Origin of the sequence: Corallococcus sp. AB018, assembly GCF_003986945.1 — a bacterium.
In the GTDB taxonomy this organism is placed as follows: Bacteria; Myxococcota; Myxococcia; order Myxococcales; family Myxococcaceae; genus Corallococcus; species Corallococcus exiguus.
In genome coordinates this window covers 1-21,991 of record NZ_RAWR01000002.1, presented here as the reverse complement: position 1 = coordinate 21,991, position 21,991 = coordinate 1, and the positions used below count along the sequence as shown (strand labels likewise).

21 protein-coding genes are annotated in these 21,991 nt (G+C 71.3%); 8 read left to right on the top strand and 13 right to left on the bottom strand.

Going from position 1 to position 21,991, the window contains the following annotated elements; translation table 11 throughout:
• Nucleotides 1–60: 60 nt before the first annotated feature.
• The 5 genes from D7Y11_RS00450 (at nucleotide 61) to D7Y11_RS00430 (ending at nucleotide 5,546) form a co-directional block, all read left to right on the top strand.
• Entirely contained in the window at nucleotides 61–2,478 is a 2,418-nt protein-coding gene (locus D7Y11_RS00450) for a PAS domain-containing protein (RefSeq protein WP_120578366.1), read from the top strand.
• A 27-nt stretch (nucleotides 2,479–2,505) separates the two neighbouring features.
• The gene (locus D7Y11_RS00445; RefSeq protein ID WP_121754314.1) at nucleotides 2,506–2,946 is read left to right on the top strand and encodes a hypothetical protein; all 441 of its coding nucleotides are present in this window, start codon (nucleotides 2,506–2,508) and stop codon (nucleotides 2,944–2,946) included.
• A 2-nt stretch (nucleotides 2,947–2,948) separates the two neighbouring features.
• Entirely contained in the window at nucleotides 2,949–3,773 is an 825-nt protein-coding gene (locus D7Y11_RS00440) for an aminotransferase class IV (RefSeq protein ID WP_121754313.1), read from the top strand.
• 82 nt (nucleotides 3,774–3,855) lie between these two features.
• On the top strand, nucleotides 3,856–4,317 hold the full coding sequence (locus tag D7Y11_RS00435; RefSeq protein ID WP_120578369.1) for a carbonic anhydrase: 462 nt from the start codon (nucleotides 3,856–3,858) through the stop codon (nucleotides 4,315–4,317).
• Nucleotides 4,318–4,361: 44 nt separating this feature from the next.
• Nucleotides 4,362–5,546, top strand: a complete 1,185-nt coding sequence (locus D7Y11_RS00430) for an MFS transporter (protein ID WP_121754312.1) — start codon at nucleotides 4,362–4,364, stop codon at nucleotides 5,544–5,546.
• Between the two features lie 39 nt (nucleotides 5,547–5,585).
• Here D7Y11_RS00430 and D7Y11_RS00425 read toward each other — a convergent pair whose 3' ends face one another.
• Nucleotides 5,586–6,323 carry a tetratricopeptide repeat protein gene (locus D7Y11_RS00425; protein WP_121754311.1) on the bottom strand — a complete coding sequence of 246 codons (738 nt, stop codon included), beginning with the start codon at nucleotides 6,321–6,323 and terminating at the stop codon, nucleotides 5,586–5,588.
• Between the two features lie 94 nt (nucleotides 6,324–6,417).
• Between D7Y11_RS00425 and D7Y11_RS00420 the strand changes: the two genes are divergently transcribed.
• Both D7Y11_RS00420 and D7Y11_RS00415 read left to right on the top strand, forming a co-directional pair.
• Nucleotides 6,418–7,134, top strand: a complete 717-nt coding sequence (locus tag D7Y11_RS00420) for a hypothetical protein (protein WP_120580944.1) — start codon at nucleotides 6,418–6,420, stop codon at nucleotides 7,132–7,134.
• A gap of 38 nt (nucleotides 7,135–7,172) precedes the next feature.
• Nucleotides 7,173–8,000, top strand: coding sequence for an alpha/beta hydrolase (locus D7Y11_RS00415; protein WP_121754310.1), 828 nt, complete (start codon nucleotides 7,173–7,175; stop codon nucleotides 7,998–8,000).
• A 59-nt stretch (nucleotides 8,001–8,059) separates the two neighbouring features.
• On the opposite strand, the gene D7Y11_RS00410 is transcribed toward D7Y11_RS00415, so the two are convergent.
• Nucleotides 8,060–9,265 (bottom strand): FadR/GntR family transcriptional regulator, encoded by a 1,206-nt coding sequence (locus tag D7Y11_RS00410; protein ID WP_126932735.1) that lies wholly within the window; start codon nucleotides 9,263–9,265, stop codon nucleotides 8,060–8,062.
• Nucleotides 9,266–10,066: 801 nt separating this feature from the next.
• Nucleotides 10,067–10,951 (bottom strand): SDR family oxidoreductase, encoded by an 885-nt coding sequence (locus tag D7Y11_RS00405; RefSeq protein ID WP_121755647.1) that lies wholly within the window; start codon nucleotides 10,949–10,951, stop codon nucleotides 10,067–10,069.
• 70 nt (nucleotides 10,952–11,021) lie between these two features.
• Here D7Y11_RS00405 and D7Y11_RS00400 point away from each other — a divergent pair, with 70 nt between their 5' ends.
• The gene (locus tag D7Y11_RS00400; protein ID WP_120580940.1) at nucleotides 11,022–11,693 is read left to right on the top strand and encodes a TetR/AcrR family transcriptional regulator; all 672 of its coding nucleotides are present in this window, start codon (nucleotides 11,022–11,024) and stop codon (nucleotides 11,691–11,693) included.
• A 96-nt stretch (nucleotides 11,694–11,789) separates the two neighbouring features.
• Here D7Y11_RS00400 and D7Y11_RS00395 read toward each other — a convergent pair whose 3' ends face one another.
• The 10 genes from D7Y11_RS00395 to D7Y11_RS00350 all read right to left on the bottom strand — a co-directional run bounded on the left by D7Y11_RS00395 (nucleotide 11,790) and on the right by D7Y11_RS00350 (nucleotide 21,854).
• Nucleotides 11,790–12,593 (bottom strand): heme ABC transporter ATP-binding protein, encoded by an 804-nt coding sequence (locus D7Y11_RS00395; RefSeq protein WP_120580939.1) that lies wholly within the window; start codon nucleotides 12,591–12,593, stop codon nucleotides 11,790–11,792.
• Nucleotides 12,590–13,675: an iron ABC transporter permease gene (locus D7Y11_RS00390; protein WP_121755649.1), complete on the bottom strand. Its 1,086-nt coding sequence runs from the start codon at nucleotides 13,673–13,675 to the stop codon at nucleotides 12,590–12,592. Before D7Y11_RS00390 ends, D7Y11_RS00395 begins: the two co-directional genes overlap by 4 nt.
• Nucleotides 13,672–14,571 (bottom strand): hemin ABC transporter substrate-binding protein, encoded by a 900-nt coding sequence (locus D7Y11_RS00385; protein ID WP_120580937.1) that lies wholly within the window; start codon nucleotides 14,569–14,571, stop codon nucleotides 13,672–13,674. The genes D7Y11_RS00390 and D7Y11_RS00385 overlap by 4 nt, the downstream gene beginning before the upstream one ends.
• Nucleotides 14,568–15,647: a hemin-degrading factor gene (locus tag D7Y11_RS00380; protein WP_120597552.1), complete on the bottom strand. Its 1,080-nt coding sequence runs from the start codon at nucleotides 15,645–15,647 to the stop codon at nucleotides 14,568–14,570. The genes D7Y11_RS00385 and D7Y11_RS00380 overlap by 4 nt, the downstream gene beginning before the upstream one ends.
• Nucleotides 15,647–16,306, bottom strand: a complete 660-nt coding sequence (locus D7Y11_RS00375) for an HmuY family protein (RefSeq protein ID WP_121755650.1) — start codon at nucleotides 16,304–16,306, stop codon at nucleotides 15,647–15,649. The genes D7Y11_RS00380 and D7Y11_RS00375 overlap by 1 nt, the downstream gene beginning before the upstream one ends.
• 31 nt (nucleotides 16,307–16,337) lie before the next feature.
• The gene (locus D7Y11_RS00370; protein WP_121755651.1) at nucleotides 16,338–18,536 is read right to left on the bottom strand and encodes a TonB-dependent siderophore receptor; all 2,199 of its coding nucleotides are present in this window, start codon (nucleotides 18,534–18,536) and stop codon (nucleotides 16,338–16,340) included.
• A 137-nt stretch (nucleotides 18,537–18,673) separates the two neighbouring features.
• Entirely contained in the window at nucleotides 18,674–18,820 is a 147-nt protein-coding gene (locus D7Y11_RS00365; protein WP_233601300.1) for a hypothetical protein, read from the bottom strand.
• 151 nt (nucleotides 18,821–18,971) lie between these two features.
• Complete coding sequence (locus D7Y11_RS00360; protein WP_121755652.1) at nucleotides 18,972–19,946, bottom strand: metallophosphoesterase; 975 nt, start codon at nucleotides 19,944–19,946, stop codon at nucleotides 18,972–18,974.
• Nucleotides 19,947–19,998: 52 nt separating this feature from the next.
• Nucleotides 19,999–20,349, bottom strand: coding sequence for a hypothetical protein (locus D7Y11_RS00355; RefSeq protein ID WP_120579282.1), 351 nt, complete (start codon nucleotides 20,347–20,349; stop codon nucleotides 19,999–20,001).
• A gap of 125 nt (nucleotides 20,350–20,474) precedes the next feature.
• On the bottom strand, nucleotides 20,475–21,854 hold the full coding sequence (locus D7Y11_RS00350; RefSeq protein ID WP_121755653.1) for a hypothetical protein: 1,380 nt from the start codon (nucleotides 21,852–21,854) through the stop codon (nucleotides 20,475–20,477).
• Between the last annotated feature and the right edge of the window lie 137 nt (nucleotides 21,855–21,991).

The window sequence follows — 21,991 nt, the reverse complement described above, 5'->3', positions numbered from 1 at the left end:
GCTTCGCGCGGCAGCAACTCCCATACTTCCCTCAAGTGTCTTTCATGAGGGGGTGGAGGAATGGCCGTGCGACAGGGCCACGAACGGACCTCGCTTGAGCGCCCGGCGTCAGAGGCTCCCTCATCCATCCAGGCCCTCGATGCCCTGGAGCGCATCTCGGACGCGGTCTTCGCGCTCGACCGCTCCTGGCGCTTCACCTACCTCAACTCGAGCAGCGAGTGGATGCTGCGCCGCCCGCGCGCGGAGCTCCTCGGGCGCGACGTGTGGGATGAGTTCCCCGAGGCGCGCGGCTCCTTGTTCGAGCAGGAGTACCGGCGGGCGCTCGCGGAGCAGGTCCATGTCGCGTTCGAGTCCTACTACGAACCCCTCGATGCCTGGCTGGACGTGCGGGCGTACCCCTCCTCGGGAGGCCTCACGGTCTGCTTCCGGGATGTCAGTCCCCGCAAGCGCGCCGAACATGCACTGCATGCGTCGGAGAAGTTCCTGCGCTCCACGCTCGACTCGCTGTCCACGCACATCGCCATCCTGGATGGACAGGGCACCATCATCGCCGTCAACGCCGCCTGGAGGCGCTTCGCGCGCGACAACGGCTGCGCGGACGGGGACAGCCGCTGCGGCGTGGGCGCGAACTACCTGGAGGTGACCGAGAACGCACGGGGCGAGTACGCCGAGGAAGCCGCCGCCGTGGCGCAAGGCATCCGCGACATCCTCGCGGGCCGCAGCGAGTCGTTCCTCCTGGACTACCCGTGCCACGAGCCTGGAGGCGGCAAGCGGCGCTGGTTCCTGCTGCGCGCCACGCGCTTCGTCGGGTCGGGCCCGCTGCGCGTGGTGATGGCCCACGAGGACATCACCGCCCGCTACGAAGCAGACGAGGCGCGCAACCGGCTGGTTCGGGAAGAGGCCGCCCGCGAGGAGGCGGAGGTCGCCCGCGAGCGGATGAACGCGGTGCTCGAGCGCATCACCGACGGCTTCGCCGCGTTCGACCGGGACGGGCGCTTCACCTATGTGAACCGGCCCGCGGAGACCCACTTCGGCCTCAAGCGCGAGGTGCTGCTGGGTCGGCGGCTGGAGGAGGTCTTCTCCAGCGACCACGGCTCGGCCATGGCGGCCCTGGTGCGCCGGGCGACGGCGGCGCAGCTCCCCGTGGAGGAGGAGCAACCCTCGCTCGTGGACAGCCGCTGGCTGCGCGTCGTGGCGTACCCGTCCCCGGAGGGGCTCTCCGTCTACTTCCGAGACATCACCGAAAAGCGGCGCGTCGAACTGTGGGGCCGCTTCCTCTCCGACATGGGCGCCGCCAGCACGCGCTCGCTGGATTGCGGAGAGGTGGTCCGCACCGTGGTGACGCTCGCGGTGCCCACGCTCGCGGACGGCTGCGCCATCTCCACGCGGAGTGGCTGTCTGGATGAGGAGTCCTCCACCGAGGTCGCCGCCGTGACGCACGGACTGGCGGACGCGCTGCGAGCGGCATGCGCCCCTGGCGCCGAGACCGTGTTGGGGCGGACCGTGGCGCAGGCGCTGCGCACGGGGTCGGGGGGGCTCCTGCAGGGGCCCTCCGCGGACAGCCCCGGAGTGGAGTCCGCGGTGGCCGTGCCGCTGGCCCTCCAGGACCATTCCCTGGGCGTGCTGCTGCTGGTGTCCGCGCACCCGGGCCTGCGTTACGGGAAGGAGAGCCTTCCGCTCGTGGAGGAGCTGGCGCGGCGGACCGCGCTGGCGCTGGAGAACGCGCGGCTGTACCGCACCGCGAAGCAGGCCATCGCCGAGCGGGACGAGGCGCTGGGCATCGTCTCCCATGACCTGCGCGCGCCGCTGAACACCATCACCCTCCTGTCCCAATCCGCGGAGCGCAGCCTGGTCCGGACGCACCAGGAGGCCCATGCCACGGAGGCCCTGCGCAAGGTCCGCCTCGTGGTGGGCAACATGGAGGGGCTCATCGACGACCTGCTGGAGGTCGCGCGCGTGGAGTCGGGGCGCACGGTGCTGGACGTGGAGCCGCTGGACGTGCCCCGGCTGCTCCACCAGGTGCAGGCCTTGAACGAGCTGTTGGCGGCGGACAAGGCGCTGCGGCTCGAAGTGGAGTCCGAGCCGGACCTCCCCCAGGTGCGCGCGGACCGGGCACGCATGATGCGCGTCTTCCAGAACCTGGTGGGCAACGCCATCCGCTTCACCCCGGCCGGGGGCCACATCCTCCTGAAGGCCGAGCGCCGGGGGGACCATGTGTGCTTCCGCGTGAAGGACTCGGGGCCGGGCATCGACTCGCAGTCGATGCCCCACGTGTTCGACCGCTTCTGGCAGGCCATCCACACGCGCAAGGCGGGCGCCGGATTGGGGCTCGCCATCGTCAAGGGGCTGGTGGAGGCCCACGGCGGCCGCGTCTGGGTGGAGAGCCAGCCGGGCCACGGCGCCGCGTTCTTCTTCACGCTGCCCGGCATCCCGGCGGCCTCCGCGAGCCTCCCGCTCGGCGACGCAGCCAGCCCGTGAAGCCTGGCGCTGGCCTAGAATGAGGCCATGCACCCGCAGCCCGCTTTTCATCTGCCGCCGTGGCTCTTCTTCTTCATGTTCCCGGGGATGTTCGTGCTCGTCTCGTACGTCCTCGCCGCGATGGGAGGCTGGCGGCGGCTCGCGCGGGACTACCGTCTGGACAAGGGCGGAGGCTTTCCGTGCAGCTCCTTCGTCTCCGGCGAGGTGGGCGGGGTGTCGTACGGCAACTGCCTCACCCTGGGCGGCGACGCGCGGGGGCTCTACCTCGCGGTGTTCTTCCTCTTTCGCCTGGGCCACCCGCCGCTGTGCATTCCCTGGGCGGACGTCCATGACCGCGTTCGCGAGCGGCGATTGTTCCTCTTCTCCTGGGACACCTTCAGCGTGGGACCCGACCGGGTGAAGCTGCGCATCCCGAGCACCGCCACGGCACCGCTCGACAGCTACCTGCCCGCCGTCCTCCAGGCCTGATCATGTTCTCCACCGTCTCCGTCGATGGCGTCGTCCAGCGCTGGGAGGACCTGCGCCTGCACGACTTCTCCCAGGGCTTCTTCTTCGGCGCGGGCTTCTTCACCACGTTCCGCATCGACGCCGGGCAGCCGAGGCTCCTCGCACGGCACCTGTCCCGCCTGCGCGGAAGCCTGGACGCGTTCTCCACGGCGGTGCGCGCTCCGGCGCCCTCGCTCCTCCGCGAGGACGCCGTGCGGGAAGCCCTGCGCCGCTGTCTCACCGCGGATGCGGCGATGGGTCCCCGCTTCACCGGCGTGGGCAAGCTCGCGGTCAGCGACGGTCACGTGCTGTGCACCTTCCGTCCCCTCCCCGCGGAGCTCGAAGCCCTGCACCGGCAGGGCCGCGAACTGGAAGGCGTGGAGGCCGGGGCCTACCGGCGCGCGGAGCGCACGGTGAACCACAAGGGCCTGGCGTACTTCCGCCAGCACGCGCTGCTGCCGTGGATGCCCGTGCTCACCAACGAGGCAGCGGAGGTCTGCGAGCTGCCCACGGCCAACCTCTTCGTGCAGCTGGACGGCGCGCTCGTCACCCCGCCGCTGTCCGCGCCGTGCCTGCCGGGCATCGCGCGCGCGGTGCTGCTGGCCATGGCGTCCGTGGAGGGCCTGCCGGTGGTGGAGCGCGTGCTGCCGCTCGCGGACCTGTCGCGGGCGCAGGCGTGCTTCTACAGCAACGCGGTGGCGCTGGCCGTGGGCGTCCCGAGGCTGCTGGGCCGGGAGCTTCCCGACAGCCTCCGGCTCGCGGAGCGGGCCCGTGCCGCGCTCGAGGCCCGGGCCATTCGCGAGGGCTGAGTCCATGTCCCACCCGCGCCCCGGGAGTGCCGCGGGGCACAAGGCGCTTTCGTGGAGGCCGGGAGCCATTAACCTGGGGCGCATGTCCGCACCCTTCGTCTCCCGCGTCCCCTTTGAAGCGGTCCACCCGAAGACCCTGGCCGTGTACTGCTCGGACGGGCGCTTCACCGAGGCCGTGGAGGACCTGGCCCGGCACCTGGGCCACCCGCGCATCGACACGCTCACCCTTCCTGGAGGCCCCGCGCTCCTCAACCGCTGGGCGTCGGACTACCTGGAGAGCGAGGGCTTCACGAAGGCCGCCCGCTTCCTCATCGAAGGCCACCACATCGAGGACGTGCTGCTGCTGGCGCACGCGGGGTGCGGCTACTACCACGCGAAGCACAGCGCGCTGGGGCCGGACATCGCCGTGGAGCAGCAGCTGAAGGACCTGCACTTCGGCGCGAAGGAGCTCCAGACGGCGTACCCGCACCTGCGCATCCACCTCTATTACGTGCGCCCCCACGGGAAGACGATCGAGTTCGAGCCCATCCCCCGCGAGGGTTGAGCCCCGAAGCGACAGGCGTCCGCCGACCTGATACGGGGCCCCCCATGAAGCAGCAAGACGTAGGAAGGGCGCTCCTGGCGCTGTCCCTGGGTGGCTTCGGCATCGGGACGACCGAGTTCGCCACCATGGGCATCCTCCCGCAGATCGCGAGCGGGCTGGGGACGACGATTCCCCGGAGCGGGCATGTCATCGCCGCCTATGCGCTGGGCGTGGTCGTGGGAGCGCCGCTGGTCGCCATCGTGACGGCTCGGATGTCGCGCCGGGCGTTGCTGCTGCTGTTGATGGTGGCGTTCACCCTGGGCAACACGGCCTCGGCGCTGGCACCGACCCTCGACACGCTCGTCGTGGCCCGGTTCATGGCGGGCCTGCCGCACGGCGCCTACTTCGGGGTGGCCTCCGTCGTGGGAGCCGAGCTGTTGGGAGCCGGGCGCAAAGGGCGCGCGGTGGCGCTGATCATGGCCGGGCTCACCGTCGCCAACATCATCGGCGTCCCGGTGGCGACGTTCCTGGGGCAGCAGCTGGGATGGCGAAGCACGTTCCTGCTGGTCGGTGCCATCGGACTGGTGACGCTCGCGGCCCTGTGGCTGTGGGTGCCACACGTGGCGTCACTGGGAGGAAGCAGCATCCGTCAGGAGTTGTCCGCGCTGAAGCAGCCGCAGGTGTGGTGGACGTCGCTGGTGGGCGCGGTGGGCTTCGGAGGGCTGTTCGCGGTCTACAGCTACATCGCGCCGACGCTGACGTTCGCGTCGGGCCTGCCCGAGTCGGCGCTGCCGTGGGTGCTCGCCCTCTTTGGCGTGGGCATGACGACGGGGGCGATGCTGGGAGGCCGTCTGACGGACCATTCGGTGTCGCTCGCGATGTGGGTGGGGTTTGGCGCGACGACGCTGGTGATGGCCCTGTTCGCGCTCACGGCGACATCGCCCTGGGCGGCGGTCCCGCTCGTGTTCCTCATCGGCATCTCGGCGCAGTTCCTCGCGCCCGCGGTGCAGGTGCGGCTCATGGAGGCTTCGCCCGGTGCGCCCTCGCTGGCCGCGTCGATGTCGCACTCCGCCCTGAACATCGCCAACGCCGCGGGAGCATGGCTGGGCGGCGTGGTCATCGCGGCCGGGTATGGATACCTCGCGCCGGCCTGGGCCGCCGTCGCGCTCACACTGATCGGAGCTGGGATCTTCGCGGTCTCGAACCGTGTCGGCGGCCGTCCCGCGCCGGCACAAGTCGAGCACGCGTAGCCATCCGAGGCAGCACGGCAGTCGCGAGGACAGCAGCGCTCAGCGCGTCCCGCCCTCACGGGATGCCGCGTTCTGGAGCCCACGTCGAAGCGCGTCCAGCAGCGACGGCGGGTCACCCACGCGGAAGGCCTGGAGCCCCGCGTCGAAGTCCGCGCGAGCGCCCGTGACATCGCCACGCTGAAGCCTGAGCACGCCCCGCTCGTGCAGCAGTTCGGGATCCACCGCGTCACCGACCTGGGACGCGAGTGCTTCGGTGAGGTCCGCTTCCGCGGCATCCATCCGCCCCGCGCGGGTGCGACTCCGGGCCCGCTGCTGGAGCAGCCACGGATTGCCCCGGTCCTCCGCCAGGGCCGCCGTCCAGTCCGCCTCCGCCTCCGTCAGCCGCCCCAGCACTTCGAGCGACTCCGCGCGCTTCATGTGCAGCACCAGCGCCTTGCGGAACCCCGCGGCCTCCACCTGCGCGAACTCCTCCACCGCCTCCGCGTGCCTGCCCAGCCGAGCGAGCGTGAGCGCCCGGTGGTAGCGCGTGGCCACGTGGCCCGGCGCCAGCTCCAGCACGCGGTCGAACCAGGGCAGCGCCTCCGCCGGCTGGCCACCCCACACCCCCAGCGTCAGCCCCACCTCCACCAGCACCCGCACCTGCGTCGGATGCGCCTCCGCCAGTGTCCGCGCCAGCGCCAGCGCCGACGTGTAGCGGCCTCCCCGGCGCAGGCGGTCCACCTCGCGCAAGGGCTCGGAGAGCTCCAGGGGCCACGCCTGTCGTCCGTTGCGTTCCATGGGGTGGGGGCGGTCGTCCGCATTTCGCAGGCACGTCCCGGGGTGTCAAGGCTGCGACTTGACCCGGAGGCCCGGTCGCGCGAAGAGCGCTGGCATGAAGCCCTGGGAAACAGTGGAGCGAGCGCAGTTGCCGGACGTGGGCGAGGTCGTGCTCGCCAAGCGGGACGAAGAGTACGTGCTGCGCGTGCGCGGCCAGACGTTGATGTCCAGCCGCCAGCATGGCTCTGAGATGGCCATGGCCGACGCCGGCTGCGCGAACTTCGCGGCGGACGCGCCCGCCCGGGTGCTCGTGGGCGGGCTGGGCTTCGGCTTCACGGTCCGCGCGGTGCTCGACCGCCTGGGACCGGGTGCCCGCATCGTTGTCGCGGAGCTGATGTCCCCGGTCGTGGAGTGGAACCGGGGTGTGCTCGCGTCGCTAGCGAACGCGCCGCTGGAGGACCCGCGAGTCACCGTGGTGGAGGGTGACGTGGGCAAGGTGATGCGCAGGCAGCAGGGCGCCTTCGACGCCATCCTGCTCGACGTGGACAACGGCCCGAAGGCCCTGACCCACCCGGACAACGACAGCCTCTACGACCTCACCGGCGTATCGCACGCCTTCAACTCCCTGCGCTCCAACGGAACGCTGGTGGTGTGGAGCGCCGGGCCCTCGCCCGCGTACGTGAAGCTGCTGGAAGAGGTGGGCTTCACCGTCAACCTCCTCCACCCCACGGCGCACGGCACCAAGGGGCCGCGGCACACCCTCTTCGTCGCCCGGCGCGTGCCCAAGGCGAAGTCGTCGTCCTCGTCGTCCCGTTCGCCGTCCCGGCGCTGAAGCACCCGAGCATTCATCCCTTCCAGAGGTGGCAGCCCATGCGGTGTGTCCGTCTGTTCCTGCTCGCCGTCGTCCTTGTCAGCGGCGTGGCCCATGCCGCTGAAACGGAGCCGATGCCTCCGCACGCGACGTTCACGCTGCCGTCGAAGAAGCTCCAGGAAACGCGGCGCATCAACGTCTACACGCCGCCCGGCTATGACGCGGCGAAGGGCGTGCGCTACCCCGTCCTCTACATGCCCGACGGCGGCGAACAGGAGGACTTCCCGCACGTCGCCACCATGGTGGACACCGCCATCCGCGCTGGGGAGATGCGGCCCGTCATCCTGGTAGGCATCGAGAACACCGAACGGCGCCGGGACATGACCGGCCCCACGCAGGTCGCGAAGGACAAGGAGATCGCCCCACGCGTGGGTGGCTCGGCGGCGTTCCGCGCCTTCCTGCGCGACGAGCTGATGCCCCACGTCCGCCGCAAGTACCGCGCCACCGACGAGACGGCCATCATCGGCGAGTCGCTCGCGGGGCTGTTCATCATGGAGACGTTCTTCCTCCAGCCCGGGATGTTCGGCACATCCATCGCGCTGAGCCCCAGCCTCTGGTGGAACAACGAGGAATGGGTACGCAAGGCCGGAGACCAGCTCAAGGCAAGGCCGGGCCTGAAGGCCACGCTGTACATGGCGTCCGCCGGCGACGACGTAGCGGCCGAAGCCGGACGCCTGGCCGAAGCGTTCCGCGCGAACGCGCCCACGGGACTGAAGTGGAAGTACGAACCCCATCCCGACCTGCTCCACGCCAACATCTACCGTTCGCTGGAGGCGAAGGTACTGCGAGAGGCCTTCGCGCCCGCCTCCACGAAGGCGGTCCCTTGAGCAGATAGCCAGACGCAAGTCGCCGCAGGAACAACAGAGGACGCAGGGGCTGTCGCCACTCACGAAGCAGGCAGCCCCAGGGTCACGGCAATGAATCGCCAGAGGCGAGCAGCCCACCGGCCCAGGGGACCCCGGCCACCGTGAAGCGGACCCGCGTCCGTGTGCACCGCCCCCTGAGAGAAACCGCGAGAGCCACTGGGCGACGTCCCGGGCAAGAGTCGCTCCTCCACGCCCAAGGCGGCAGGACCTGTCCGACAGCAGGACACCTTGCCCAAGGCCGCGCTTACCGAATCCCCGGCACACGCCCCACCTGGCTCACAGGGTACGAGCCCGATGGCGGCTGGAGGCAGTAGCGGCCCGCTGGTTTGCTCCACGCGGAAGCCGTGTTCCTGGACGAGCCCCTCACTGCTCTCGACTGCTGGGGTGGGACAGTCAAGGCCACGCGCCTCCACGCCGGGGCGTGCTTCCACTGCATTGACCTGCGCGGTGGCTGACGCAGGGGCAGGGGGTATTTCCTCCTGGGCGCGGTCGTCCTGAGAGGATGGGCGCCCCTGGGAGGTTGGGGCGAAGGCGTTCAGCACGTGCTCATCGCGAGCCTTCAGCAGTGCCGGCAGCTCGTGCTGAAGTGCCTGCACGTCGCGCTCGTGCAGGATTTCGCTCACGCGGATGGCCCACTCGCGCAGCGCCTCTCCGCCCATGAGCGGCAGCAGTTGGGCGGCTCCTCCCAGGAAGGCCCGCTGCAGGGACTGAACGAGGAGCACGTGCCCGGGGCGCGCCGCCACCCGCGCCGCATGCCGCAGCAACTCGAATTCCGCCTGCGCGCAGGTTTCCCCCGACTCCCAGCGCGCCGCGTCCTGGAGCTGGAAGCACGTGCTCCCCAGCCGGTCCAAGTCGAGGTCCGAGGCCCTCGCGCAGCAGTCGGCCAGCAGCTCCACCAGCGCCTGCCGCTTGAGGCTGAAGTAGCCCTCCAGAAGCCACCGGGCATCCGGGTTGCTCGCGTCATGCAGCGCCAGCCCCAGGTTCTCCAGCGTCAGTGACTCATCCAACGCCACCGCGCGCGTCTTGCGTCCGGGGCGCTGAATCACCAGGCCCCGGGCGGCCAGCCGCCGCAGCGCCTCACGGATGGTGCCTCGGCACACCTCATAGCGGCGCGCCAGCTTCGCTTCGGAGCCGAATTGCCCGCTCGGGTGCAGCCGCCCCAGCGCGATATCGCGCTCGATTTGCGCCTCCACATAGGCCACGAGTCCTCGCCGTTCCATCCCCATCCCCTTCCTCGTCCCAGCATCGCCATCCAACCACAGGGGTCTGACATGGACGTGCGGGCCCACCCTCCTCATTGCCAGCCAGGGGGCCACTCTCCGGGCCCGGTCGGAGAAAAACCTGTCCGACTGTCGGACAAGTTCGCGGGCCGCATGCGGCGAAAACCTGTCCGACTGTCGGACAAGTTTTGAGGCAACCGGCCCCGGGCGGGGGCCGCTGTCCGTGCCCCACCATCGGGTCCGCGCACGGCCACGACCGTGGCCCACCACCGAGGTTGGGGCTTCATGCGGCGCATCCCTGTCCGACTGTCGGACAGGTTTTGAGGCAACCGGCCCCGGACGGGGGACCTCTGTCCGTGCCCCACCTTCGTGTCCGCGTATGGCCACGACCGCGGCCCACCATCGAGGTGGGACTTCATGCGGCGCATCCCTGTCCGACTGTCGGACAGGTTTTCGGAAAGCGTGCCCGGTGGGCGGCGCAGTGATCCTCGCGGAGAACCTCAGGCCGTGGGATTGGCCAACCCCGGTGCAGGTTGCTGGACGTCCGGGCGCCGGAAGGATGGGGGCTGGAGTTCGCGACGGCTGAGGGCGCCATCGACACGGCGCAGTGGCTCGACCCGGCCGTGGTGGCCTTTCGTGGCATCAGCCCTTCGGAGCTGGAGGACTTCGTTCGTCTTCACTGGCGAATAGGCCCCGCGCAGCGAGGCCTTCTTCCAGCTCACCGACGCGCAGCTCGCCGCGGCCCTGGACTCGCCCACGCCGACAGTGCCGAAACGGCGTCCGGCATCCTGAGCCTGGGGCACGCTGCTACGGCGCGAGCCGCGTGGTGCCCGTGCCTACCGCCCCTGGAGGCCGCATCATCCCGGCCGCCACGCGCAGGCCCAGCCGGCGCGGCGTGAAGCGCGTCAGGTTCGCTTGCATCCAGTTGCGCCACCCCGGCACCACCGACGCGCGGCCCTGGTCCAGGGCCTTGAGGGCGTGCAGCACCACCTCCTCTGCCGTCGCCATGGGGCCGACCGCGGCCTGCTGGGTGCCCACCACCTCGAAGAAGGCCGTCTTCACGGGGCCCGGGCAGAGGGCGAGCACGCGCACGCCGCGCTCGCGCGTCTCCTCCGACAGCGCCTCCGTGAAGGACAACACGAACGCCTTGCTGGCCGCGTAGATGGCCATGTACGGCACCGGCTGGAAGCCCGCGATGGACGCCACGTTGAGGATGCCGCCCACGCCGCGCGCGAGCATGTCCGGCAGGAACAAGTGGCTGGTGTCCGCCAGCGACGTGACGTTGAGCATCACCTGCTCGTGCTGCCGCGCGAACGGCGCCGCGTCGAAGGCCCCGTGCGTGCCGAAGCCCGCGTTGTTCACCAGCAGGTCCACCCGCAGGCCCTTCTCCTGGCAGCGCGCGTACAGCTCGCGGCCCGCACCCTCGCGGCCCAGGTCCAACGCGATGACCTCCGCCTGGATGTGGTGGGCCTCCTTCAGCTCCGCCGCCAGCTCGCGCATCCGGTCCTCGGAGCGGGCCACCAATATGAGATCCATCCCTCGCGCCGCCAGCTCGCGGGCGAACACCACCCCCAGGCCGGACGACGCGCCCGTCACGAGCGCGCGGTGGCCTGCGTAGGGGAAGGCCTTGCCCCTCGGGGAGGACGGCGAGACAGACGAACGAACAGGGGACTGGGACGAGGTCGTTTGCATGGGGTTAGAATGTGAGCGGTCGCTCACGTTCTCAACTCGCGTGGTGCTCACATTCCCTCGAGGAGGCCTCATGCCCCGCCGTCCCCCTCCCTCCCGTCGCAGGGCGCCCCGCCAGGAGCGGGCGCAGGCCACGGTTGATGCCATCCTCACCGCGACTGCTCGCGTTCTGCTCAGGGACGGCTACGAGGCCGCGAGCACCAACCGCATCGCCCAGGAGGCGGGGGTGAGCGTGGGTTCGCTCTACCAATACTTTCCCAGCAAGGAGGGGCTGGTGACGGCGCTGATGGAGCAGCACCGCGCGCGGTCACTGGCGGACTTCGAGTCCGGGCTGGTGCCGCTCGCCGGGCAGCCGCTTCCGGTGGCGATGCGCGCCATCATCCGGCAGGTGCTCGCGGTGAAGCGGGAGAACCCTCGCCTGCAGCAGGTGCTTCACGAGCTGATGCCGCGGATGCGGCAGTGGGGCCTGTCGGATGCGTACTCGCAGCGGCTGCACCGGCTGGTGCGTGCGTTCCTCGCGCCCCGCTTCGAGGACCTGCGCCCCCGGAACCTGGACATGGCGGTCTTCATCCTGGTGAACACCGTGGAGGCGCTGTGCCACACGGCGCTGACGGACCGGCCGGACTACGTGGAGGACGATGCGTTCGTGGATGAAATCGCCGCGCTCGCGGTCGGCTACCTGCGTCCGGAGCCGGCCCAGGCGCGTCCAAGGCGCGCGACGCGGGAGCGCGTGGCCCGCGTGTGAAGGGCACAACGTCCTTCCGCGAGGAGGGTCCGACGCGTGGCCTTGGAGGGGCGTTCTCGCGCGTGGACACCCTCCTCGCGGGAGGAAGGCCGTGTGTCAGGGCGGCGCGGGTGCGCGGCCCAGGGGAATCACCAGCGGTCCGGGCAGGTCCGGCCGCGACACCACCTCCACCTGCAACCCGAAGGTGCCCGCGATGAGGCCGGGCGTCAGCACGCCCGAAGGCGTGCCCGTCTCCACGCACCGGCCCTGGTCCAACACCGCGATGCGGTCCGCGTACCGCGCGGCCAGGTTCAGGTCATGCAACACCGCGAGCACCGCGCCGCCGTCCTGCGCGAAGGCGCGGGCACGCTCCAGCACCAGGTGCTGGTGGGACAGGTCCAGGCTCGCCGTCGGCTCGTCCAGCAGCAGGTAGCGGTGGCCGTGCGCGGGCGGCGTCCACAGCTGGGCCAGCACGCGGGCCAGTTGCACGCGTTGCCGCTCGCCACCGGAGAGCGTCGTGTACGCGCGCGAGGCCAGGTGCTGCGTGTCCGTGGCATCCAGCGCCGCGCGGGCGATGTCCAGGTCGGACGCGTCACCGCCACGCCGGGCATGCGGGCTGCGGCCCAGGGCCGCCACTTCCAGCGAGGTGAAGCCGAAGCCCAGTGAAGACTCCTGCGGCAGCACGCCCAGCCGCTGTGCGCGCTCCAGGTAGGGCCACTGGTGCAGCGCGCGGCCCTCCAGGTACACGTCGCCCGTCTTGCAGCGCAGCTCGCCTGATAGCGCCGCGACCAGGGACGACTTGCCCGCGCCGTTGGGGCCCACCACGGCCAACACCTCGCCGGGCTGGACCTCCAGCGACAGCGGACCGGCCACCCTCCCCCGCCCGCGCCACACCTCGATGCCGCGTGCCTCCAGGCTCATGCCACCCCCTTGCGCGCGAGCAGTCCGATGAAGGCGGGCACGCCCAGCACCGACGTGAGCGCGCCCACCGGCAGCTCCGATGGGGAGGACAGCGTCCGCGCGAGCAGATCCGCCGCGAGCAGCAGCGAAGCCCCCGACAGCGCGGATGCGGCCAGCAGCCTGCGGTGGTCCGGACCGAGCGCGATGCGCAGCAGCGCCGGCACCAGCAGGCCCACGAAGCCAATCATCCCGCAGAACGACACCGCGGCTCCCACGCCCAGCGCGGCGGCGAGGATGAGCTTTCGCTTGAGCCGCTCCACGTCCACGCCCAGGTGCCACGCCTCACGCTCGCCCAGGAGCATCAGGTTGAGCGCCCGGGCCTCGCTCAAGAGCAACCCCAGCGTCACGACCAGCGGAATCGCCGCGGCGCCCACGGTCTCCCACGACGCGCCGCCCAGGCTGCCCAGGCTCCAGAAGGTGATGGTGCGCAGCTGCGCGTCCGACGCGGCGTGCGTGAGCAGGCCCATGCCCGCGAACGCGCCCGCGCTCACCGCCACGCCCGCCAGCAGCACGCGCGGCGTGTCCGTACGCCCGCCTCCCGTGCCCAGCCGCAGGGCGAGCACCGTCGCCGCCAACGCGCCCAGGAAGGCCACCCCCGGCACCACCAGCATCCGCAAGGGCCCCACGTGCGCGGCCAGCGTCACGTCCAGCACGATGGCCAGCACCGCGCCCAGCGCCGCTCCGCTGGAGGTGCCCAGAAGGCCGGGCTCCACCAGCGGATTGCGGAAGAGTGCCTGGAGCGCGGCGCCCGTCGTCGCCAGCACCCCGCCCACCATCACGGCCATCAGCACGCGCGGCAGGCGCAAGGTGAACAGCACCGCGCGCTGCATGGAGTCCATCCGGTGGGAGGCCTCGCCCAGGCCCAGCGCCTCCCAGAGACTTCCGAGGATGGCGGACGGCGGCACCGTCATGGAGCCCACCGCCAACGACACCAGGACCATCAACGCCAGCAGCAGTCCCAGCGTCACCCACGGCCCCGCGCCCGGCAGCCGCGAAGGCACCGGACGCGAAGCGGGCACGGGCATGGCCTCCGACGCGCTCATTTGCCGCCGCCCTTCGCCGGAGCCTGGGCCGGAGCCGAAGCCGGGGCCAGCGCGTCCTGCACGCGGGCCACCGCCTGGCCCAGGTTGGGTCCCAGGCCCATGAAGTCCACGTCCTCCACGGTGACGAGCTTCCAGCCCTTCACCTGCGACAGACCGGGCAGCTTCGCCAGCCCCTCCGCTCCGCCCACGGACGGCACCGAGCTCGCGGGCAGCAGCACGAACTCCGGCGCCGCCGCCACCACGGCCTCCGCGCCCAGCGGCTTGTAGCCCGGCAGCGAGTCCGCCGCGTTCATCCCGCCCGTCAGGCGGATGAGCGTGTCCGCCACGGTGCCCGAGCCCGCCACCATCATCGTGCCCGCGCCGCGCGCGTAGATGGCGAGGATGCGCGGCGGCTTCGTGCCCTTCACCTGCGTCGCGCGGTCCGCCGCCTTCTTCAGGTCCGCGTCCAGCTTCGCCACCAGCGCCTTGCCCTGCTCCGGCGTGCCCAGCCGCTCCGCGATGCCCTGGATGCGAGCGCGTGCGCCCTCCACCGTGGGCTCGTTGGCGAACGTCTCCACCTTCATGCCCGCCTGCTTGAGTTGCTCCAGCACCGGCGGAGGCCCGGCCTCCGCGGAGCCCAGCAGCAGGCCCGCGCCCAGCGACAGCACGCCTTCCGCGGACAGCGCGCGCTGGTAGCCCACCGTGCGCACCTTCGACGCCTCCGGCAACGCCGCGCTGGAGTCGTCCACGCCCACCACCCGGTCGCCCGCGCCCAGCGCGAACACCGTCTGCGTGATGGCCGGTCCAATGGTGATGAGCTTCGGCGCCGGTGCGGGCTTGGGGGCGGGAGGCGCCGCGTGCGCCACCAGCGCGAACAGGGCCGTGGCGAGGCCCCACTTCGAGGCCGTCCGCCTCATGACGCCACCTCCACCGCGGGCAGCGTCCGGACCAGTTCCTCCATCAGCGTCCGCCACGCGGGGGACTCCAGCTCGCCCGGCTTCCGCTTGCCGAACAGCAGCGCGATGTTCTCGCCCGCCTTGTCGAACAGCTCCAGCGAGGTGACGTCGCCGTCGCGCGTGGGCTTGCGCACCACCCAGGCGGTGTGAACGTGGTCCGCGCGGACGTGCAGGTTGAAGCCCGGATCCATCACGTTCATCCACGGGCCCATGGGCCGCACCGTGCGCACCGGGCCGGTGTGGATTTGGATCGCGCCCGGGTTGCCCACGAACACCATGATGGGCAGCTCGCTCGCCGCGGCGCGCTCCAGCGTCCAGCCCAGCGAGTCCGGCGTCACCGGCTTCGCGAACTCCGTCCCGGCAAGCCGCAGCGCCTGCGTACGCGCCACCTTGAACTTGCCGAGCAGCGCGAAGAACTCGTGCGTGTCCTGGAGCGCGCGCCAGCCGGCCTTGAGCCCCAGCGCGTCGATCTCCGAGTCCGGCCGGGGCTCGGCGGGAGGAGACACCGGCACCACGTCCAGCACGTGGCTCTGGTCCTCGTGCTGGAGCTCGCGCACCAGCCCCTCGAAGGCGGCGACGTTCGCGTCGTCCTGGAGGTAGATTTTGTGCACCGCCGTGCCGGCGGCGTCGAACACCTGGAAGCTGCGGCGCACCGTGCCGGAGAGGTCCTCGCGCAGCGCGAAGACGAAGCACCAGCGCGACAGGAACAGCCGCAGGTCGATGTCCTCGTCCAGCACCAGCGCCCGGGCGCCGTGCAGCTCCACCTTGCGGTAGATGCCCTTCTTCTCGTGCACCGCGGACGCGTTGCGCGTGAGCGCCATCACCCGGCCCAGCGACTCCAGGCGGGGCAGCAGCACGTCCAGGCGCGGCTCCAGCCGCACCAACTCGCCGTTCAAGCCGGTGGCGAGCAACTCCGCCTCGCTCACGCCAAGCTTGTCCGCCGCGTCGCGGATGCGCATGCGCGGCTCGGATTCACGCAGGGCCACCCAGCGCTCCCGCAGCGCGGCGAGCGGGCTCCCCTCCTCCGTGCGGCCCATCACGGCTGCCCCCCGGCCGGCGCGGCCACCTGCGCCCAGAGCAGCTTCATCATCGCGGGCGTGCCGGCGGCGTCGTAGTACGACTGCACCTGCACCTTGAAGTACGTCCCGGAATCCGAGCGCACGACATAGAGCTGCTCACGCGGCGTGAGCGTATGGGTCGGCAGGTCGTAGACGTACCAGCCGTCCCCCAGGTTGAAGACGGTGTCCGGACTGTCGCCGGTGTCCGGGCCGTCCGCCGCGTCCGTCATGTAGCCGGACGCGGGCGCCTGGGTGAGCGCCGCGAACGTCGTGCCCGGCACGATGGCCACCTGCACATTGCCCGTGCCGCTGACGCCGCCGCGCGCCTTCACCGTGTAGCGCTGGAAGGCCAGGTCCCAGACCGCGTCCTCGGTCGCGCTCACCTGCTTGCCCGTGTCCAGATCCACGCCCACCCACGCTTCCGCGTTGGTCGCGTCGACGACGGAGGTGAACGAACCGTCGCCGTTGTCGTGGTGCTTCAGGTTCGCGCCGTCCTGCGGCGTGACGACGGGGTTCTCGTCCTCGTCAGGCCCTGGCGTGGGCTGGAGGTCGTCACCGCATGCGGTGCCCAGACCCGCGATGAGCAGCGCCGCGCAGGCGCGGCCCAGGAAGCCGGGACGGAAGGGAATGAGGAACATGCGGACTCCTTCAGTGTGCAGGGGTGAAGAATCAGAACCGGGTGGAGACACCGGCCTGGAGGGTGCGGGGTGGGATGGGCAGGTCCGTCGGATTGCCCGCACCGGTGAGGTTGCTGCCCACTACGAAAAGCTGGAGCCCGCCCGCTGGCATCAGCCAGGCGACTCGGGCATCCAGGGAGACGGTGGGGCTGGCACGGTAGGAATCCGCCACACCGTCTCCGTTGGTATCGGGATAGAAAGGACGCTCGCCCGTGAGCGCGCCGCGCAGGTTCGCCTCCAGGCCCCACTCGCGGTGGCGCCACGTGGCCTGCGCGGTGAGCCGGTGCCGCGACTGGCCCTCCAGCGCGCGGTCCAGTTCCTGGTCGGTGCCGTCGGTGAGCGTGTAGCCCAGCTCCACCTGGATGCGGCCGGGCAGCGTCTGGCGAAGGCCCAGCTCGCCGCCGCGCACGCGCGCCCGGGCGATGTTGATGTACGAGTAGCGCAGGAAGTCGCCCTCGGACTGCAGCGACGCGGAAATCATGTCGCGCAGCGAGTGCTGGAACACGCCCACCCACACCACGGAGTCGCGCGTGGGGCGCGTCTCCACGTTGAAGCTGAAGCTGCGCGAGCGCTCCGGCTTCAGGTCCGGGTTGCCGCGCACGGTGTAACCCACGGAGGGGTTCTCGAAGTCGATGAGCAGGTCCTGGAAGCTGGGCGCGCGGTAGCCCCAGCCGTAGCTGCCGCGCACGGTGAGCCACGACAGGGGGTCCACCTTCAGCGCGAAGCGGGGCGTGAGCGCGAGCCCGAACTGCGAATCCACATCCACCCGTCCGCCGCGCATCGCCACCAGCCCCTTGCGCTCCCACAGCGTCCAGCTGTCCTGCGCGTATAGGGAGCCACGGCCGCGCCGGCCGCGTCCGCCGTCCAGCCGGTCCGACTGCAGCCATTCGCCCAGGTACTCGGTGCCCACCACCAGCGCGTGGCCGCCGCCGGGACGCGCGTCCATCTGCGCACCCACGCGGGCCTGCTGGTCGCGCGTGTCCTCCACGGTGTCCAGCGCGGAGGCGTTGCGCTGGTCGCGCAGGTAGCGCCGCTCGTAGTGACCGTAGGACACGTCCGCACGCAGGTTCACCTTCTCCCCCAGCCGCCAGGACGGGGACAGGCGCGAGGCGAAGGTGTTGTCGCGGGTGGCCCGGTCGAACACCGCGCCCGCGGCGCCCAGGTCCACGCCGCGCTGGATGCGGTGCGAATAGGAAGCGGTGCCCTCCAGCGACATCGTCTCCGAGCCGCGCCAGTCACCGCGCGCGGACAGGTCGTAGCCACTCAGCGTGCTGCCCGTGGTGCCGAGGTCCGTGGTGTCCAGGTCGTAGGCGTCGCGCCGCTGGAGTCCGGCGCTCATGCGCAGGCCCCACGCGTCGCCGCGCGTCTCACCGGTGGCGTCCAGATCCAGGCGCCCGAGCGTTCCGTACGCGGCGCGCAGGTCCGCGCCCAGGGTGCGCTGCGCGCGGCGGGTGATGAAGTTCACCACGCCCGCCACCGCGTCGCTGCCGTAGAGCACGGACCCGGGGCCCTTCACGATTTCGACCTGCTCGATGTCCTCCAGCGACAGGCGCGACAGGTCGATGTTGCCGTCCACCTTGCCGGTGACGCGCTCGCCGTCCACCAGCACCAGCACGTACTCCGGAGCCAGGCCCTGCATGGACAGCCCGGAGCCCGAGAAGCCCTGCTGCACCACGAAGCCCGGGCGCGCGTTCAACAACTCCGACGCGTCTCGCGCGCCGCTGGCGACAATCTCAGAACGGGTGATGACCTCGGTGGCCACCGGCGTCTCGCGCAGACGCTCCTGCGTGCGGGAGCTCGTCACCACCGTCTGGAGCGCGGGAGGCTCCTCCACCGGAGGCGTGGCCTCCACCGCTTGAACGGGCTTCGCGGGCACGGCCTCCGCGGACACGGAGGCGGCATCCGGCTCCGACGGCGACGCGGGCACGGCCTCCGCGGACACGGAGGCGGCATCCGGCTCCGACGGCGACGGCGACGGCAACGGCGACGGCGACGCGGCCACGGGCTCCGCTGACGTGGCGGCCTCCGCGGCGGGCGCGGACTCCTGCCCCGGCGTTTCCGGCCCGGGCTCCGCGTCAGACGGAGACGCGGCCTGCGCCACGCCTCCGTTCGCGGACGGCACGTCCTCCGCCCGGGCCAGGCCGGACACGGCACTCCACAGCAGCGCGCACAGCCACCAACGCCCGGACATCCCACGTCCTCCCGGCACGAAAGCCGGGGGGCCTCCGCTCACGGGAAGCCTGTCGGGCGCTGGGCTCAAGGGCCTCGGGCCTCAGGAAACACACTGCCGCGAGCCCCTCACCGAAAGGCCCGGTCCTTCAAAGCGTCTCAGCCGCCATTGCCTCGGGGAGCACCGCCGCCCCGTGGCTCCGCCGACGAACCCGGCTCCAGCGGAACCACCTGCGTCCGGTGACACCGGCGGCACTTCAGCTCCACGCCGCCCGGCACCAGTCGCGCCAGCAGGCTGCCGCACATGCAGCGCAGCTCTCCGGCACTTCCCTGTGGCCCGCATCCCTCGTGCATCGCGGCTCCCTGCGTTTGATGGGGTCGGACGATATTGATACTGACTATCAAAGTCAAAAGACTTCCAGTGAACGCTCCAGGTAGGCGTCTGGAGGAGGACCGTCTACTTCGTCCCCGTCTTTGCCTCGGGGCGCGGAGCGGGCGCGGCGGCCTTCGGTGTGGGGAGCAGGGGCACCCGGCCTTCCGGGTAGAGCGCGGTGAGGCGGTCGCCGCGAAGCTCCAGCGCGGCCAGGTGGCGGCCGTAGTGGGTGCTGAGGCCGGTGTCGATGACGATGACGCGGCCGCCGAAGCGGACGGAGAGCCGGCCATCCTTGGACGGCGTGTGGCCCATCACCATGCGGCGGGCGCCGAAGCGCTCCAGCACCTGGGTGAGGCCCGCGTCCCACTTCGCCTCGTCGTCGATGGCGTAGCCGCGAAACCACACCGGGCCCTGCGGATCCACGCCGCCGCCCGGTGCCTGCCCCGGCGTCAGGTCCTGCCACACCCAGCGGTTCACCTCCTCCAACGTGGTCCCGGGAACGGTGGGCGCCAGGCCGCCGTGGAGGAAGAGCGTGTCGTTGACGCGGATGACGGCGGGGTGCGAGCGCAGCCACTTCCCGTAGCGCCCGTCCGCGGCGTAGGCGGCGGCGTGGCCGCGGAGCCCCTTGGGTTCCCCCGGGCCGTCAGCGACGGAGGACTGGTCCGCGAAGGAGGCGAACTCGCCGGGCGTGACGTAGCGCAGGTCTCCGCGCATGTTCATCAGCTCGTGGTTGCCCAGCAACGGGTGCACGCGGCCGCCGGCCTTGCGCGCCTCGGTCTCCAGGCGCATCAGCAGCTCGAAGGCGTCGCGGGTGTGGTCGCCCCGGTCCGGCAGGTCCCCGGTCTGCACCAGGTGCGCCTTGCCACCAATCCAGCGGTCCTTCGCGTCGATGAGGCCCGCGAGCCGCAAGACTTCCTTCAGCGCGTCCACGTCGCCGTGCACGTCCGCCACGGCGACGATGCGCTCCACGCCCGTGAAGACGAATGGGTCCTGGGCCTTGGGGGCGGCGGCACCCGCGAGCGCGGGCAGGAGCAACAGGGACAGGAGAACGGGACGCACGGGCTTCCTTCCTTTGAAGAGGGAGGAAGCCTAACGCACGTCCCGCCTGGGCCTACGCGTTCGCGGCGGCGTAGATGTCCAGCAACGTGATGCCCGCGACAGCGCCGGTGGCTGCGAGCAGGCGGCCCTTGCGCACGCCGGGCTCGCGCAGGCCCTTGCCCATGGTGGCCAGGTCGAGCGCGTCACCGGCCACTCGCGCCCACAGCCACGGACGCTTGTTCGCGGGGCTCAGCAGGGCCACACCGGCGGCGAGCTCCCGGGCGCCGTAGGCCCGCACCCACTTGTCGCCGCGCGAGATGCCGAAGAACCGGAGCAGGTTCCACGCACCCAACAACTCCGTGACGCCCAGGCCCACGCTGAACCACCCCAGCGCGCGCGGCAGCTTGCTCATCGCCTTCGCCATGTCACCGTCTCCTCGAGCAGAAAGGTCCGGTGGAAAGCTGAGGGTGTCCCCGGCGCACGCCAAGGCCCTTGGCTGTCCGGACGCTGACGCATGCTGGAAGGCAGGCAGGCGACGGAGCCCCTGACCTACGGGGAGTTGCCGCGGAAGCGGGCCGGAATGGCGCGCAGGAGCTGCGGATCCTTCCAGTCCCAGACGCGCTCCGTCGCGAAATCCACGTCCACCGGCACGGAGTTCCACGCGTGCACGTCGTAGGAGGTGGAGGCACGCCAGTGGAAGACGACGCTGAACGCGGCCGTCGCGGCGAGCACGCCCGCGAGAACGCGATGCTGGCGGGGCGCATCCACCGCGAGCTGCACGGGATACGCGAGGAAGACGACGAGATAGGGCAGCACGTCCGTGAAGAACCGCGGCCCCACGGAGTGCCCCGCCCACCAGATGGGGAACGCGGAGATGGCCACCCAGTGCAGGAGCACGATGACGGCGAAGGCCTTCTCGTATGGCGTCAACTCCCTGCTCCGCCACCGCTGGACGAACCCCACCCCGGCGAGCACCAGGAACGGCGAATAGAGGAGCAGCCCGCGCGACGGGCTCACCAGGTTCGCGGCCAGCGCCATCACGAAGCGCGACCCCATCACGTCCAGCGGATGCGTGTAGTACGGCGACAAAATCGAGCCGTAGAGGTGGAGGTTGTACCCGCAGAACGGCAGCGCCACGAGCGCCGCGCCGGCGAAGTACGCGGGCAGCAGCCGGTGGAAGCGCAGGACGAAGTACGCGGTGACGACGACCACGGAGATGGAGTGCGTGGGCCGGCACACATACGCGAGCGCCACCGCGAGCCCGGCTAGGAACGCGGTGCGCTGCGTCTGCGCGGGCCTCGCCAGCAGCAGCACGACACAGGCAATGGCGAGCAGCCCGGGGCCGTGCTGCCAGAGGACGCGGCTGGCGGTGGAGTACGCCGTCGTCCCCAGCCCGAAGAGCAGGACGGTGACGAGCGCGGCGCGAGCGGACACGCGCCTTCGCAGCGCGACGAGCAGCACGCCCGCGGCGGCGCACACGTAGAACGAACCGATGAGCTGTTCGGTGCGGTGGAAGGAGCCCAGGTCCACCTTGCCGGTGCTCCGGAACAACTCCAGCCACGCCAGCGCATCCGCGCCAGGAGCGCCCAGGTGCGCGAGCACCGGCCGGCCCAGCGAGAACAGCCCTTCCGCGGCCGCCAGGAACGGGAGCGCGGCGACCATCACCCCGGGCGGATACTCGTAATAGGTGCGGCCGCCGTAGATGCCTCGCGCGTACGCGGTCGCCGGGGTGAACGACGGCGCGTACTCGTCCAGGTCGGCGTTGCCCTCGTGGAGGATGCTGGCCGCGGAGGGAATGGACCACAGCGAGTCCGTCTGCATCTGCACCTGGCTCGCGGTGTAGACCGCGAACAAACCCAGACACAGCAGCCAGGCCGCGAGGGCCGAGGCCGCGAAGTCGCGAGGGGACGGAGAGGACGCCGGAAGCATGACGCCGCTTCTAAGCCATCCCGACTAATTCCGTTCAGGGGTGTTGGCCCAGATGGGGAGCCTGCCGCGCCTGCGGACGCGGCGCAGCAGGAGAACGGCCTCATCATAGAAGGCGTCACGGTCCGCCGTCAGCATGC